Consider the following 16,051-nt stretch of genomic DNA (forward strand, 5'->3'; position numbering starts at 1 on the left):
ATGCAAGCCGTACAGCGTGAGATTGCTGAGCAGCTCAAGGTTCAACCGCCATTCGCCGACGAGGCCGCCCTCGAAGCTGAAATCGTGCGGCGCATCAGTTTCATCCAGGATTGCCTGGTCAATTCCGGGCTCAAGACCCTGGTGCTCGGGATCAGCGGTGGCGTCGATTCCCTGACCGCCGGCCTGCTGGCCCAGCGCGCCATGTGTGAACTGCGCACCCGCACCGGTGATGACAACTACAAGTTCATCGCCGTGCGCCTGCCGTACGAAACCCAGTTCGATGAACACGACGCCCAGGCGTCGGTGGACTTCATCAAGCCAGACGAGCGTCACACCGTGAACATCGGCCCGGCGGTCAAATCCCTGGCCAATGAAGTGGCAGCGTTCGAAGGCAAGCACGCGGTCTCGGTGGATTTCGTCCTCGGCAACACCAAGGCACGGATGCGCATGGTCGCCCAGTACACCATCGCCGGCGCGGCCCATGGCCTGGTGATCGGCACCGATCATGCGGCGGAAGCGGTGATGGGTTTCTTCACCAAATTCGGTGACGGCGCCTGCGACCTGGCCCCGTTGAGCGGTCTGGTGAAAAATCAGGTCCGGGCGATTGCCCGCAGTTTCGGCGCGCCGGAATCGCTGGTGGAAAAAGTCCCGACGGCGGACCTTGAAGACCTGTCGCCGGGTAAACCGGACGAAGCGTCCCATGGCGTGACGTATGCCGAGATCGACGCGTTCCTGCACGGTGAGCCGGTGCGCGAGGAAGCGTTCAAGATCATTTGTGATACGTACAGGAAGACCCATCACAAGCGGGTGATGCCGTTTGCGCCATGATTTAGATGGCGCCTGATCCGACGCCTTCGCGGGCAAGCCTCGCTCCTACAGGGGGTGTGTCGAAGCCCTGTAGGAGCGAGGCTTGCCCGCGAAGAACGATGACGCGGTCAAACGTCAGGCACAAAAAAAGCGTCCCAAATGGACGCTTTTTTTATGCGCGCGATTCGCTTACTTCAGCGTAACCGTGCCTTTCATCATCGAAATGTGGCCCGGGAACGAGCAGAAGAAGCCGTATTTCTCGGCTGCATCAAGCTTGGAGACATCGAAGGTCACCGAGTCGGTTTCCTTGGCGCCGATGATTTTGGTGTGAGCGATAATGCGTGCATCACCTTCTTTCAGGTAGTTCTTGTCGATGCCGGCAGACAGGCCATCGGTGGCGATCGGCTGCATGTCCGCTTCTTTGCTCAGCACCCAGTTATGGCCCATGACGTTTTTCGGCAGGTTGCCGGAGTGGGTCAGTTCAACGGTGAAGGTCTTGCAGCTTTTGTCGATTTCGATGGCCTTGGTGTTGAAAGCCATTTGGTCGGTGGAGTCGATGGTCGTCTTGCACTCGGCAGCCATCAATTGACTGCTGGCCAGTGTCAGCAGGGATACTGCAACAAGTTTGGCAAACATGGTGAATCTCCAAGGCAGGGTTAACAAAAGTGCGAATGGACAGAAGACTGCCTGAAAACTTCGCAAGTTCCTATGACCTGAATCAAAAATTGTATACAACTTTCGAGCTATGACACCTATCGAAACAATCTACCAGCCAGACGTCTAGGGCGGCCCTATCATCAGGTCGTCATCACTTATACGGAGCGTCTGTCATGTCCATCAATAGCCTGTTGTGCAGTTTGCTCGCCGCTTACGCCTGTGGCGCCAGTGGCACCTGTGAAACGTCCCGGCGTGAAGTTTAGACCTTGGAGCGTAGCGCCTCTGCCTTTACTCTGTGGCCATCCTGACCATGGAGTAAGGCATGTCTTTAGCGTCCGTTTGTGTATTTTGCGGTGCCAGCACCGGCACCAACCCGGCTTATCGTGAAGCGGCTGTCGCCCTCGGGCGAGCATTGGCCGAGCGCAAGCTGACCCTGGTCTATGGCGGCGGTGCCGTCGGGCTGATGGGGATCGTCGCCGACGCCGCACTGGCGGCCGGCGGTGAAGTGATCGGGATCATCCCGCAAAGCCTCAAAGACAAGGAAATCGGTCACAGCGGCCTCACGCGCCTGGAAGTGGTCGACGGCATGCATGCGCGCAAGGCGCGGATGGCCGAGCTCAGCGACGCCTTCATCGCGCTGCCCGGAGGCCTGGGCACTCTGGAAGAACTGTTCGAAGTCTGGACCTGGGGCCAGCTCGGCTACCACGGCAAACCGCTGGGACTGCTGGAAGTGAACGGTTTCTACAGCAAATTGACCGGTTTTCTTGATCATATCGTCGGCGAAGGCTTCGTTCGCGAAGCACACCGTGACATGCTGCAAGTGAGCGAATCGCCGCACACCCTGCTCGATGCACTGGACGCCTGGCAGCCCTCGGTACTGCCAAAATGGGCCGAGCAAAAACCCAGCTAACGGCTAGGCACCGATACAGGGCAGAATATGCGCCGCTCAACCTCACCTTCGACCCCAGAGGATCGCCCATGGCTAAACCTAATTATTCCTTCGCCAAACGTCAGAGAGACTTGGCCAAGGAGCAGAAGAAAGAGGAAAAGCTTCAGCGCAAGAAAGCTACAGCTGAAGAAGACGCCGCCGCACTGAACCCGGAAGCAGACGGTGAAGTGACCGCAGAAAGTGATGTTGAAGCACCGAAAGATCAGGCGCCCGACGCCTGAGACCCTCAGGGCCCGATGATCTGATCAGGCCCACCGGATCTGTGTCCAGGGTCAGCAGCGATGTTGCTGACCCTCACAATCCCTTCCGCAATACCCCCATCCCGAAAGAACCGCACATCCGCTTTTGTAGGAGCAGCCGGTCGACGCTCGATTGCTCGCGATTGCGATCTCCCAGCGACATTAATGTTGGATGTACCGCCATCATCGCGAGCAAGCTTGCTCCTACAGGGGTTCTGGGTTACTCCAGTGGCATCACGGTGACCCGGACTTCCGGATCGTGATTTCCGCCCCCCAGAATCACCCCGCGCAACGGCGATACATCCGAAAAATCCCGGCCCCAGGCCAGGGTGATGTGTTCGAGTGCCGGTTGCACATTGTTGGTCGGATCAAAATCCACCCAACCCAACACCGGGCAAAACACTGAAACCCAGGCGTGTGAAGCATCGGCACCGATCAGCCGTGGCTGGCCCGGTGGCGGCTGAGTCAGCAGATAACCGCTGATGTAACGCGCCGCCAACCCACGAGAACGCACGCAAGCGAGCATCAGGTGAGCGAAGTCCTGGCACACCCCACGCCGACGCTCCAGCACTTCCACCAAAGGCGTTGCCACTTGAGTGGCTTCGGCGTCGAAGGTGAATTCGCTGAAGATTTTTTCCATCAACGCCTGGACGCCGAGCAACAGCGGCCGCCCCGCCGGAAAACAACTTTCCGAGAACTCGACGAAATTGCGCTTCAAATGCACATACGGCGACTCAAACCGGTAACGGCACGCTTCGAGCACGTCGGGCGAAAGTGGCTGACTGCTGTAGGTCAGTGCGTTGCGGGTTTCTTCCCAGGCCGGCGATTGATTGAAATCCAGCGTTGGCCGGGCCAGCACTTCGACAGTAAGACTGGCATTGACCAGCAACTCATCGTGAGGCCGCTCGAACGCCAGCCGGGTCAGCGGATTGCCGAACACATCCAGTTCGTCGCGGCGCGCCGTCGGATCTGGGCTGATCTGCAATTGTTGTGCAGTGCAACGCTGCCAGGCGCACGAGCGCGGCCACAGATGCGCCAACTGCTGGGCGAGGGACACCGGGCTGTCGTAGTGATAATGGGTGTCATGGAAAATCTGGTAATGGGCGCTCATCAGACGGACACCGTACGCTGGCTGACATCATCGACGTGGGCGAAATGGCGTAATGCCAATCGATCCGACACCTGCCCGCTCGCATCGGCGATCTCTTGCAGCAGGTCGGCCAGGCCATTAATGGCGGCACGCACGCTGGTTTCACCGAACAGTGAGTTCTCCAGACACCCCAGATCAAAGCGCGCCAGACGTTCCACCAGAAACGGCAAGCCGGCTTCACGCGGCACAGCAAAATCATCGTTCAAACGTTTGAGGGTGCGGGTCACCAGCTTCAACTGGAACAGCACCGCGTGGGGGTTTTGTTCGTCGAGCAGCAACAGGTCCAGCACCGGAATCAATTGTGCCACGGCCAGATACCGCGAGCGGTAGGTGATGCTGCTGTTACCCAGTTCCAGCAGCCACTCCAGCCCGGCCTGATCAAAGGCGCCGCTACCGCGCAGAAACGCCGCGAGGCTGCCGCTGAGAAATTGCAGGCGTTCGATCCGTCGACCGATCATCAGGAAGCGCCAGCCTTCGTCCCGGGTCATGTCGTCCAGCGCAAAACCCGACAGCGCCGCTAGCGACATCACCAGACGGTTGAGAAAATCCAGCAACTCGCCGAAATCCGGCTCTTCGGTTTCCAGCTCAACGGCCTCACGCTGCAACTCCACCAGCGCCTGCCAGTTCTCCCGCGAGAGCTTGCCGCGCACTTGCGACGCCGCCCACTGCAGCCGTTGCAGGTTGGAACGCAGGCTGAACGGCCAGTCATCACCGAGCAGCGCCGCCAACAACCGTTCAGGCAGTTCGCCCTCTTCGGGCAGCAACATCAGCCGCTCACCCAGATCGACCGCGGCCTCCAACGCTTGCGGGTCATCGCCATCGACGTAGCGCGCCAGCATGATCCGCAACAACCGCGCACTGTCATCGCAGCGCTCGCAGTAACGGCCGAACCAGAACAGGTTTTCCACCACCCGCGACGGCAAATACGGATCGCGTCGCACCAGATCGTGCACGCCAATGTTGCGTTGGGCTTTCCATTGTTCGCCGCTGGGAGGCCGATCCCCCAGCACCCAGGTGTCCTTGCTCGCGCCGCCGCGTTGCATCGACACCACTTCCGCGTCGGCCTCGGCGGCCACCCGGGTCAAACCGCCGGGCAAAACCCGATACCCGTCGCGACTCGCCACTGCGTACACGCGCATGCCGATGGCCCGAGGTTGCAACTGACCACCCTCGGCCTGCCAGATCGGCGCCTGGGACAATTGCGCAAGTTCTTGCGCCACATAGGCATAAGGTCGTGCCTGCATGCGCTCGGAAAGCGCCTGACGCTGTTTTTCACTCAAATCGCGGCCAAACACCGGCGCGAAGCTCTGTGACGGGAACGCTGGTTTGATCAGCAATTCCGGTAGTTTTTCCAGCGCTTGGGCCAGCACCGGGGCTTCGCCGCACCACCACGTGGCGATAGAGGGCAGGATCAGCTCTTCGCCGAACAGGAATTGATTGATCTTCGGCAGGAAGCCCAGCAACCCCGGCGATTCCAGTACGCCGCTGCCCAGCGCGTTAGCCACCAGCACCCGCCCTTGTCGCACGGCTTCGAGCAGGCCCGGCACACCGAGCGCCGAGTCGGTGCGCAGTTCCAGCGGATCACAGAAGTCGTCGTCGAGCCGGCGCATGATCGCGTGGACCCGACGCAGGCCGCTCAAGGTTTTCAGGTAAACCGTGGCATCGCGCACCGTGAGGTCGCCGCCCTCCACCAACGGATAACCGAGTTGCCGCGCCAGATACAGGTGTTCGAAATAGCTTTCGTTAAAACGCCCCGGAGTCAGCAGCACCACCAATGGCACTTCATCGTCGCTTGGCGCCTGACGGGCCAGGGTTTCCTGAAGCGTGCGGAAGAACCCAGCCAGATGCTGCACCTTCAAATCACGGTACAACTCGGGGAAGGCCCGGGACACGATCGTGCGGTTTTCCAGCGCGTAACCGGCGCCGGACGGTGCCTGAGTCCGATCCGCCGTCACCCACCAGCGACCGTCGGGCGTACGGGCCAGATCCACGGCATACAGATGCAGAAAGGCCTCGTCGGGCGGCGAGATGCCCTGACAGGGCCAGAGGAAGTTGTTGTGGCCGAATACCAGCTCAGCCGGCAGCAAGCCTTCAGCGATCAACCGTTGCGGGCCATACAAGTCCGCCAGCACAGCATTCAACAGTCGAGCCCGCTGAGCGATGCCGGCCGACAAATGCTCCCATTCGTCCGCAGCGATCACGTGGGGCAGCAAGTCCAGTTCCCACGGCCGGTCGGCCCCCTTGGGATCGGCGTAGACGTTGTAGGTCACGCCGTTTTCCTGGATCTGCCGGGTCAGCAGTGCCTGACGCTGCACCAGCTGCGCGGGCGTGCTGCGTTGCAACTGGTCGAACAACCGACGCCAGTGCGGGCGTACGGCGCCACTGTCGTCGAGCAGTTCGTGATAAGTGCCCGCCGTCAGCGGGTAGCGGTCAAGCAGGTCAGGCATGGAAAGCTCGGCAGACAGCAAGGAACGGTCAGACTAACGCACGCTCATGACGCCCGGATATACGAAAAATCCGAGCGTCGCGTACGGTTTAGAAACGTCGCAAATCGAGAGTCATCGGCAGCTCGTCGTTTATTTCCAGAATCGGTATAGGAAGTTTCCCAGGGCTGTGTCCGATGCGGAAGAAACGCGCCATCCTCCGACTCTCGGCTTCATTGGCGTTCACCGGCAAGCTGTCGTAGTTGCGCCCGCCGGGATGGGCGACGTGGTACTGACACCCCCCCAGCGAACGCTGCATCCAGGTGTCGAGCAGGTCGAACACCAGCGGCGCATGGACCGGGATCGTCGGTTGCAGACAGTTGGCCGGCTGCCAGGCACGAAAGCGCACGCCTGCGACGAACTCGCCAACACGACCAGTCGGCTGCAAAGGCACCGGAATGCCGTTGCAGGTCAGCAAATAGCGCTGCGGGGCCAGGCCGGTGAGTTTCACCTGCAAGCGCTCCAGGGATGAATCCACGTAGCGCACCGTGCCGCCGACCGCGCCCTCCTCGCCCAGCACATGCCAAGGCTCCAGCGCCTGACGCACTTCCAGCTCGATGCCGCTGACGGCGTAATCGCCGACCTTGGGAAAGCGAAACTCCAGATGCGCGGCAAACCACTCGGCCCGCACCGGATAACCCGCGGCATTGAGGTCGACGATAACGTCAGCAAAATCCTGCTCGATAAAGTGCGGCAACAGGAACCGGTCGTGCAATTCCGTGCCCCAGCGCGCCAGTTTCGGAGGCGCGTAGGGCTCGCGCCAGAACCGCGCAACCAGCGCTCGCAGCAACAACTGCTGAGCCAGACTCATGCGCGCATGGGGTGGCATTTCAAAAGCACGCAACTCCAGCAAACCAAGGCGCCCCGTTGCGCCATCGGGCGAATAAAGCTTGTCGATGCAGAATTCGGCGCGATGAGTGTTACCCGTCACGTCGATCAACAGGTTGCGCAGCAGCCGGTCGACCAGCCATGGCGCGCATTCCTCGCCGGGTTCAGGCATCTGGGCGAAGGCGATTTCCAGCTCGTACAACGCATCGTTGCGCGCTTCATCGACGCGCGGCGCCTGGGACGTCGGGCCGATGAACAATCCGGAAAACAGGTAGGACAACGACGGGTGGTTATGCCAGTAACTGATCAGGCTGCGCAGCAAATCGGGACGGCGCAGGAACGGTGAGTCAGCCGGTGTCGCGCCACCCAGTACGAAATGGTTACCGCCGCCAGTGCCGGTGTGTCGGCCGTCGATCATGAATTTTTCAGTGGTCAGCCGCGTCTGGCGCGCTTCTTCGTAGAGAAACTCGGTGCGCTCGACCAGTTCATCCCAGGTGGCGGACGGCTGCACGTTGACCTCGATCACGCCCGGATCCGGGGTGATGCGAAAGTTGCTCAGGCGCGGATCGCTTGGCGGTTCATAGCCTTCCAGCAGCACTGGGCAATGCAGCTCCTCAGCCGTGGCCTCGATTGCAGTGACCAGCTCCAGGTAATCCTCGACTCGCTCCAGCGGCGGCATGAACAAGTACAACCGCCCTTCCCGCGCCTCGGCGCAGAACGCAGTGCGCGTCAGCCAATCGGCGGATTCGTCGACTTCCAGATCACGCTCGACCACTTCGGCCGCGGCACCGGGGCTGTTCAACTGCTGAGCATCTGGAAGCGCCGGGAATTCCTGATTGGGGTCGTTGGGATAGATAAAGGGATACTCGGCGGCTTTCACCCACGGCTGCGAGCCCAGTGGCAAGCGATAACCCAGTGGCGAATCCCCCGGCACCAACCGGCAGTGCTCGTCGCGCAGGTACCAGCGGCCGCTTTGCCACTGATCGCCCTTGGCCGTGCGCGCCAGTGGCAACACCTGGCCGATCACTTTATCCAACCCCTGACTGAAGACTTTGCGCAGTCGCGCACGCTCCAAGGGTTCTTCCAGACGCGAATCCTCGGCGCTGACATTCAGCGGCAAAGCGCCTTCGCGCCAGAGGTAATAGAAATTGTCTTCGTAGGCCGGGAACACAAAGCGTGTCGGAATTTTCAGGCGTTCGGCGACACTCGCCAGAAAACGCCCGGCCAGCTCGCCATCGGCACCGTAGTCTTCCTGCTCATCGGCAATCAGCGCGCTGTTGTGCCAGATCGGCACGCCATCGCGGCGCCAATAGCAGTTCAGCGACCAGCGCGGCAGTTGCTCGCCGGGGTACCACTTGCCTTGACCGAAATGCACCAGCCCTTTGGGGGCGTAATGTTTGCGCATTCGCTGGAACAACTCGGCGGACAAACGCCGCTTGTCTGGCCCCAGCGCGGCAGTGTTCCACTCGGCGCCGTCCGGATCGTCGATGGAGACGAAGGTCGGCTCGCCGCCCATGGTCAGGCGTACGTCGCCTTCCAGCAGGTCGGCATCAATCTGCCGGCCCAGCGCCTGGATCGCCAGCCACTGGTCTTCGGTGTAGGGCTTGGTGACGCGCGGCGCCTCCCAAATCCGCTCAACGGACATTTCGTGGGTGAATTCGCACTCGCACGGTTCCACCAGGCCACTGATCGGTGCCGCAGAGCCCGGATCGGGACTACACGCCAACGGAATGTGTCCTTCACCGGCAAACAGGCCTGAAGTCGCGTCCAGGCCGATCCAGCCTGCACCGGGCAAATAGACCTCGCACCAGGCGTGCAAATCGGTGAAATCCACTTCGGTGCCCGACGGGCCGTCGAGACTTTTGACGTCGGCGGTCAGTTGAATCAGATAGCCGGAGACAAAACGCGCCGCCAGACCCAGGTTGCGCAGCAGTTGCACCAGCAGCCACGCCGAGTCGCGGCAGGAACCGGAGGCATGTTCGAGGGTGTGTTCGGGCGTTTGTACGCCCGGTTCCATGCGAATCAGGTAACCGATGTCCTCGCTCAGGCGCTGATTGAGCGCGACGAGGAAATCCACGCTGGGCAGCGGCGTGCGGTCGATGCCGTCCAGATAGGCCTTGAATTTCGGCGTCAGCGGCAGGGTTTCCAGGTACGGCGCCAGTTCCTTGCGCTCGTCCGCGGCGTAGGCAAACGGGATTTTTTCCGCGTAGGGTTCGAGGAAGAAGTCGAACGGATTGAACACCGCCATTTCCGCCAGCAGATCGACCTCGATCCGCAGTTCCTCGGTTTTCTCCGGGAACACCAGACGCGCCAGGTAATTGCCCTGAGGGTCCTGCTGCCAGTTAATGAAATGCTGCTCGGGCGAGACTTTCAGCGCATACGACAGTATCCGCGTACGGCTGTGAGCGGCCGGGCGCAGGCGAACAATCTGCGGACCGAGCTCGACAGCGCGGTCGTAGCGGTAATGCGTGACGTGGTGCAATGCGACATGAATCGACACGGCGTGCCTCCTGCGAGCCTTAAGCGTATTGGAAAGCGCGCAAGACTTATGCCATCCAGTGGCGCTGGCGCTTTCTCCGGTTGCTTGAGGCAGTACAGCACCAAAATCGGGCGATGCGGGAAATTGGTTTGGGGGCGTTGCACGGATTTGTGGCGCTCGGTCCACTTAGACGCCAGCAATGCCGGCCTGCTCGCGAAGAGGCCATTTGCCCCGTCGCAGATCCCCGATTTTTATGTAGCAGACAGCAAAACGCCAACCCGAAGGTTGGCGTTCTGTTAACAGCGCTCAGCGTTTAGCGCGGCACAACCGGCTTGCGCGCAGGCTTCGGCCCTTTGCCTTTGGCTGCATCCTTGCGCTCCTTGGCCGCTTGCTGGTTGCGGGCGAATGCCGCTGCCTTGGCTTGTTCACGCTTGTCCCACGGGTTACCGCCATCGCTGGCACGCGGTGGCAGACCGGTGTGCTGGGTCAGGATCTTGGTGGTCTTCTCACCCGCGACTTTGTGACTGCCGGCCGGCGTCGAGTTCTTGCGACGGGCGCTCTGGTAGCTATCGGTCGCTGGCTGATGCAGCGGGATCAACTGGTTCTTGCCCGGCCCGATCAGGTCGGCGCGGCCCATGCGGGTCAGCGCTTCACGCAGCATCGGCCAGCCTTTCGGGTCGTGATAACGCAAGAACGCCTTGTGCAGACGACGCTGCTCTTCGCTCTTGACGATGGTCACGGCGTCGCTCTTGTAAGTGACCTTGCGCAGCGGGTTCTTGCCCGAGTGGTACATCGCGGTGGCGGTGGCCATCGGCGACGGGTAGAACGCCTGCACCTGGTCGGCACGGAAGCCGTTACCCTTGAGCCACAAGGCCAGGTTCATCATGTCTTCGTCGGTCGTGCCCGGATGAGCGGCGATGAAGTACGGAATCAGGTACTGCTCTTTCCCGGCTTCCTTGGAGTACTTCTCGAACATGCGCTTGAACTTGTCATAGCTGCCGATGCCCGGTTTCATCATCTGATTGAGCGGACCTTCCTCGGTGTGTTCCGGGGCGATCTTCAGGTAACCACCGACGTGGTGGGTCACCAGCTCCTTGACGTATTCCGGCGACTCGACGGCGAGGTCGTAGCGCAGACCGGAAGCGATCAAAATCTTCTTCACACCCGGCAAGGCACGGGCGCTGCGATACAGCTGGATCAGCGACGAGTGGTCGGTGTTCAGGTTCGGGCAGATGCCTGGGAACACGCACGATGGCTTGCGGCACGCGGATTCGATTTCCGGGCTCTTGCACGCGATGCGGTACATGTTCGCGGTCGGGCCGCCGAGGTCGGAAATGACGCCGGTGAAACCTGGGACCTTGTCGCGGATCTCTTCGATTTCGCGAATGATCGACTCTTCGGAACGGTTCTGGATGATCCGGCCTTCGTGCTCGGTGATCGAGCAGAAGGTGCAGCCGCCGAAGCAGCCACGCATGATGTTCACCGAGAAGCGGATCATGTCGTAGGCAGGAATTTTTTCCTTGCCGTACGCCGGGTGCGGAATACGTGCGTAAGGCATGCCGAACACGTAGTCCATTTCTTCGGTGGTCATCGGAATCGGCGGCGGGTTGAACCAGACGTCGACTTCGCCGTGCTTCTGCACCAGCGCGCGGGCGTTGCCCGGGTTGGTTTCGAGGTGAAGCACGCGGTTTGCGTGAGCATAAAGCACCGCATCGCCACGGACCTTCTCGACCGACGGCAGACGGATCACCGTCTTGTCGCGGGTCATTTTCGGGCTGGCCAGAATCTGCACGACCTTGGCTTCGCTCGGGTCTTCAACCGGCCCCTTTTCCTGCTCGATGGCGCAGGCTTGAGTGTCCTGGGTGTTCACGTACGGGTTGATGATCTTGTCGATCTTGCCCGGACGGTCGATGCGCGTGGAGTCGACTTCGTACCAGTCTTTCGGCGTATCGCGACGGATGAACGCGGTGCCGCGCACATCGGTGATGTCTTCGATCTTGTGGCCGTAGGACAGGCGCTGGGCGACTTCGACAATCGCACGCTCGGCGTTGCCGTAGAGCAGGATGTCGGCACAGGCGTCGATCAGGATCGAATTGCGCACCCGGTCCTGCCAGTAGTCGTAGTGGGCGATGCGGCGCAGGGAAGCTTCGATGCCACCAAGTACGATCGGCACGTGATTGTAGGCTTCCTTGCAGCGCTGGCTGTAAACCAGGCTCGCGCGGTCCGGACGTTTGCCCGCCAGGCCACCGGGGGTGTAGGCGTCGTCGGAGCGGATTTTCTTGTCGGCGGTATAGCGGTTGATCATCGAGTCCATGTTGCCGGCCGCGACACCGAAGAACAGGTTCGGCTCGCCGAGCTTCATGAAGTCGTCTTTGGACTGCCAGTTCGGCTGGGCAATGATCCCGACGCGGAAGCCCTGGGACTCCAGCAGCCGGCCGATGATCGCCATGCCGAACGACGGATGGTCAACGTAGGCATCACCGGTGACGATGATGATGTCGCAGGAATCCCAGCCAAGCTGATCCATCTCCTCCCTGCTCATTGGCAGGAATGGCGCTGGACCGAAACATTCGGCCCAGTACTTGGGATAGTCAAATAACGGCTTGGCTGTTTGCATGACGATGACCGGTGTTGAGATGAAAAATCGCGGGCGCGGAATATAGCACAAAAAATGACCAATTCCGACGGTTATGGTCGGAAATTAGCGGCGACCCCATTCGCGGGCAAGCCTCGCTCCTACAGAGGAATGTGACCCCCTGTAGGAGCGAGGCTTGCCCGCGAAGAGGCCCTGACAGGCGCTACATAATTTACTCGTCGTCGAAGTTGTAGCTACCCGGCGCCAGGTTTTCGAAGCGGGTGTACTTACCGATGAACGCCAGTCGCGACGTGCCGATCGGGCCGTTCCGCTGCTTACCGATAATGATTTCGGCGATGCCTTTGTGCTCGGTTTCCGGGTGATAAACCTCATCCCGGTACACGAACATGATGACGTCGGCATCCTGCTCGATCGCTCCGGATTCCCGGAGGTCGGAGTTGATCGGCCGTTTGTTCGGTCGTTGCTCCAGGGAGCGGTTGAGCTGCGACAGCGCCACCACCGGGCAATTGAATTCTTTGGCCAGGGCCTTCAAGGAACGCGAGATCTCGGAAATCTCGTTGGTCCGGTTGTCACCGGCGGAACCCGGAATCTGCATCAATTGCAGGTAGTCGATCATGATCAGGGCGACATCGCCGTGCTCACGCACCAGACGCCGGGTCCGCGCGCGCATTTCCGACGGACTGATGCCCGCCGTATCGTCGATGAACAGCTTGCGGTCGTTGAGCAGGTTGACCGCCGATGTCAGGCGCGGCCAATCATCGTCGTCCAGGCGACCGGCACGGACCTTGGTCTGGTCGATACGGCCGAGGGACGACAACATACGCATGATCAGCGATTCGCCTGGCATCTCGAGCGAGTAAACCAGTACGCACTTGTCGCTGCGCAACACGGCGTTTTCCACCAGGTTCATCGCAAAGGTGGTTTTACCCATCGACGGACGGCCGGCGACGATGATCAAGTCGGCCGGCTGCAAGCCGCTGGTCTTCTCGTCGAGGTCGGTGTAACCGGTGGACAACCCTGTGATGGCGTTATCGGTGTTGAACAAGGTGTCGATGCGGTCGATAGCCTTGGTCAACAGGTCATTCACGCTCACCGGGCCGCCGGTTTTAGGCCGGGCCTCGGCGATCTGGAAGATCTGCCGCTCGGCTTCGTCGAGAATCTCTTCAGCAGTGCGACCTTCCGGGTTGAAGGCGCTGTCGGCAATCTCGGTGGCGATGCCGATCAACTGCCGCAACGTCGCTCGCGCGCGAACGATCTGCGCATACGCCTTGATGTTGGCGACGGACGGCGTGTTTTTCGCCAGCTCACCGAGGTAACCGAGGCCACCGACTTGCGAGGTCTGACCTTCCTTGTCCAATTGCTCGGCAAGGGTCACGACGTCGATCGGGGAGTTCTGGTCGGCGAGTTTGGCGATCGCACGGAAAATCAGGCGGTGGTCATGTCGATAGAAATCGCCGTCGGAGACTTGATCGAGCACGCGTTCCCAGGCGTTGTTGTCCAGCATCAAACCACCAAGCACGGCCTGTTCGGCCTCGATGGAATGCGGCGGCACCTTCAGGGAAGCGGTTTGCAGATCGTATTGCTCGGGAGCGGAGATTTCGTTCATGGCCACTTGGTTTATTTAGTAAAAGCAGGGATTTCAGAAAGACAAAGGGCACGACCTGTAAACAGGATCGTGCCCGATGTTACCGACAAGCACCCGAGGGTGCCAGCCGACAAGTGCTGCTTAAGCTGCTACCACGACAACGCGTACGGTGGCTTCAACTTCGGCGTGCAGGTGCACGGCTACGTCGAATTCGCCTACGTTGCGGATGGTGCCGTTCGGCAGACGAACTTCGCTTTTTGCAACTTCAACGCCAGAGGCGGTCAGTGCATCAGCGATGTCGTGAGTACCGATCGAACCGAACAGCTTGCCTTCGTCACCAGCGGTGGCAGTGATAGTCACTTCCAGCTCAGCCAGTTGGGCGGCACGGCTTTCAGCCGAAGTTTTACGGTCTGCTGCGGCTTTTTCCAGCTCAGCGCGACGCTCTTCGAACGCAGCCAGGTTGGCTGGGGTCGCGGCGGTAGCTTTGCCGTAAGGCAGCAGGTAGTTACGACCGTAACCAGCCTTAACGTTTACTTTGTCACCCAGGTTGCCCAGGTTGGTGACTTTTTCCAGAAGGATCAGTTGCATGTGAAAATCCTCTTAACTTTTAACCTTCACCGTTCGCGCTATCGGCGTCTTTCGGCGCCGAACGACCGCGAAAATCAATCAGGCTGTCGACGATGGCCAGGACCACCAGCAACGGATAGATCAGCTGCATGAACAGCAACAGCGTGACGTACAACCCCACCAGCCAGAATCTGGCCAGTCGCTTTTGCGCCACCAGCCCATGAATCAGGGCCAGCCCGGCGAACACCAGCGGTACACTGCACAACGGCGTCAACATGGCCATCTGCGGGCCGATGTTCGGCCCCAGAAGCATGAACGCCAGCAGTAACATCGCCAGCCCCAGCGGGAATCGGATGGCGCGAAACTCGCGACCAAAACCACCCGGGTTGTACAACAACGCCTGCCAGTAGCGCCCGACAATCAGGCTCAGCACACTGACGATTTGCAACAAGGCCGCAATCAGGCCAGTCAGGACCGGTGCAATCAGGGACGCAAAATGCGCTTGCTCGTCTACCGACAACTTCTGGTAGACATCACCGAGTAGCGACGGCATGACCTTTATCAAGGCCTGCGCCAGCATCTCGATTTGGGGAGCAAAAGCTGTCCCCAGCACCACTGCAAACACCACTCCCATCGCTATGCTGACCAGCAGCACGCGGTTCCAGGACTCGCTTGCGCGCAAAACCAACGCAAGGCTCGAAGACCCCAGCAGCACCAGAAGTGCCCGTGGGTCATCGGAGTAAAGCCACCAGATCAACGCCGGCAGCAGTCCCAGAGCAAGTACGCCAAGGGCGTCCTTCAATCCGCGCCGCAGGAGCACAAGGCATCCGGCGGCAGCACCCAACCAATACAACAACGGCAATGTTGCGCATCCAGCCACTACGAGAGTGGCCTGCATACGGCCGCGCATGATGAACTCAGCTATGGCACGCATGCATTCAATCCTTTGCTACGTGTCGACTGCCCGGTCTCAGCGGCCGTGGCTGTCGGTGTAGGCCAGCAGGGCCAGGAAGCGGGCGCGCTTGATAGCGGTGGCCAGCTGACGCTGATAACGAGCTTTGGTACCGGTGATGCGGCTTGGAACGATTTTGCCGGTCTCGGATACGTAGGCTTTCAGAGTGTTGAGATCTTTGTAATCGATCTCTTTCACGTCTTCAGCGGTGAAGCGGCAGAATTTACGACGACGGAAGAAACGTGCCATGTAATAGGCTCCTCAAAAGGTCCGTGGATTACTCGTCAGCGTTATCGCTGTTGTCGCTGTCATCACCATCAACGCCTTCGGCGTCGGAGTGCTCAGGACGGTCGCGACGCTCACGGCGCTCACTGCGGTTTTCTTCAGCCTTGAGCATCTCGGATTGGCCGGTAACGGCTTCTTCGCGACGGATGACCAGGTTACGGATCACTGCATCGTTGTAGCGGAAGTTGTCTTCCAGCTCGGCCAGGGCCTTGCCAGTGCACTCAACGTTCAGCATCACGTAGTGAGCCTTGTGAACATTGTTGATTGCGTAGGCCAGTTGACGACGGCCCCAATCTTCCAGACGGTGGATTTTGCCGCCGTCTTCTTCGATCAGCTTGGTGTAACGCTCAACCATGCCGCCGACTTGCTCGCTTTGATCCGGGTGGACCAAAAAGATGATTTCGTAATGACGCATGAATGCTCCTTACGGGTTGTAGCCTGCCGCTCAAAAGCGGTCAGACAAGGAGTGAATGA

The 16,051-nt window shown here is 60.2% G+C and carries 13 protein-coding genes; 3 read left to right on the plus strand and 10 right to left on the minus strand.

The features are described from left to right. Positions 1-828, plus strand: a complete 828-nt coding sequence (gene nadE, locus ACYZUC_RS17410; RefSeq protein ID WP_461989455.1) for an ammonia-dependent NAD(+) synthetase — start codon at positions 1-3, stop codon at positions 826-828. Positions 829-996: 168 nt separating this feature from the next. Here the strand turns inward: nadE and azu are convergent, their stop codons facing one another. Beyond that, the gene (gene azu, locus ACYZUC_RS17415) at positions 997-1,443 is read right to left on the minus strand and encodes an azurin (RefSeq protein ID WP_253401540.1); all 447 of its coding nucleotides are present in this window, start codon (positions 1,441-1,443) and stop codon (positions 997-999) included. A gap of 343 nt (positions 1,444-1,786) precedes the next feature. On the opposite strand from azu, the gene ACYZUC_RS17420 reads away from it, so the two are divergent. Then, positions 1,787-2,374 (plus strand): LOG family protein, encoded by a 588-nt coding sequence (locus ACYZUC_RS17420; RefSeq protein WP_008035363.1) that lies wholly within the window; start codon positions 1,787-1,789, stop codon positions 2,372-2,374. A 68-nt stretch (positions 2,375-2,442) separates the two neighbouring features. Next, positions 2,443-2,634, plus strand: coding sequence for a hypothetical protein (locus ACYZUC_RS17425; RefSeq protein ID WP_461989456.1), 192 nt, complete (start codon positions 2,443-2,445; stop codon positions 2,632-2,634). A gap of 238 nt (positions 2,635-2,872) precedes the next feature. Here ACYZUC_RS17425 and ACYZUC_RS17430 read toward each other — a convergent pair whose 3' ends face one another. From ACYZUC_RS17430 to rpsF, 9 genes are all read right to left on the minus strand, one after another. After that, the gene (locus tag ACYZUC_RS17430) at positions 2,873-3,763 is read right to left on the minus strand and encodes a transglutaminase family protein (protein WP_461989457.1); all 891 of its coding nucleotides are present in this window, start codon (positions 3,761-3,763) and stop codon (positions 2,873-2,875) included. Next, on the minus strand, positions 3,763-6,249 hold the full coding sequence (locus tag ACYZUC_RS17435; protein WP_461989458.1) for a circularly permuted type 2 ATP-grasp protein: 2,487 nt from the start codon (positions 6,247-6,249) through the stop codon (positions 3,763-3,765). Before ACYZUC_RS17435 ends, ACYZUC_RS17430 begins: the two co-directional genes overlap by 1 nt. Before the next feature lie 88 nt (positions 6,250-6,337). Next, positions 6,338-9,613 (minus strand): transglutaminase family protein, encoded by a 3,276-nt coding sequence (locus ACYZUC_RS17440; protein ID WP_461989459.1) that lies wholly within the window; start codon positions 9,611-9,613, stop codon positions 6,338-6,340. Positions 9,614-9,905: 292 nt separating this feature from the next. After that, the gene (locus ACYZUC_RS17445) at positions 9,906-12,209 is read right to left on the minus strand and encodes a YgiQ family radical SAM protein (RefSeq protein WP_310266865.1); all 2,304 of its coding nucleotides are present in this window, start codon (positions 12,207-12,209) and stop codon (positions 9,906-9,908) included. Between the two features lie 190 nt (positions 12,210-12,399). Beyond that, positions 12,400-13,794: a replicative DNA helicase gene (gene dnaB / locus ACYZUC_RS17450; protein WP_461989460.1), complete on the minus strand. Its 1,395-nt coding sequence runs from the start codon at positions 13,792-13,794 to the stop codon at positions 12,400-12,402. 120 nt (positions 13,795-13,914) lie between these two features. After that, positions 13,915-14,361 (minus strand): 50S ribosomal protein L9, encoded by a 447-nt coding sequence (gene rplI / locus ACYZUC_RS17455; protein ID WP_008035347.1) that lies wholly within the window; start codon positions 14,359-14,361, stop codon positions 13,915-13,917. A 19-nt stretch (positions 14,362-14,380) separates the two neighbouring features. Beyond that, positions 14,381-15,274 carry a hypothetical protein gene (locus ACYZUC_RS17460; protein WP_461989461.1) on the minus strand — a complete coding sequence of 298 codons (894 nt, stop codon included), beginning with the start codon at positions 15,272-15,274 and terminating at the stop codon, positions 14,381-14,383. 36 nt (positions 15,275-15,310) lie between these two features. After that, positions 15,311-15,541, minus strand: coding sequence for a 30S ribosomal protein S18 (rpsR, locus tag ACYZUC_RS17465; RefSeq protein WP_002551829.1), 231 nt, complete (start codon positions 15,539-15,541; stop codon positions 15,311-15,313). 28 nt (positions 15,542-15,569) lie between these two features. Continuing rightward, on the minus strand, positions 15,570-15,992 hold the full coding sequence (rpsF, locus tag ACYZUC_RS17470) for a 30S ribosomal protein S6 (protein WP_008035342.1): 423 nt from the start codon (positions 15,990-15,992) through the stop codon (positions 15,570-15,572). Positions 15,993-16,051: the final 59 nt, after the last annotated feature.

The sequence above is a fragment of the Pseudomonas sp. GT1P32 genome (assembly GCF_054897805.1).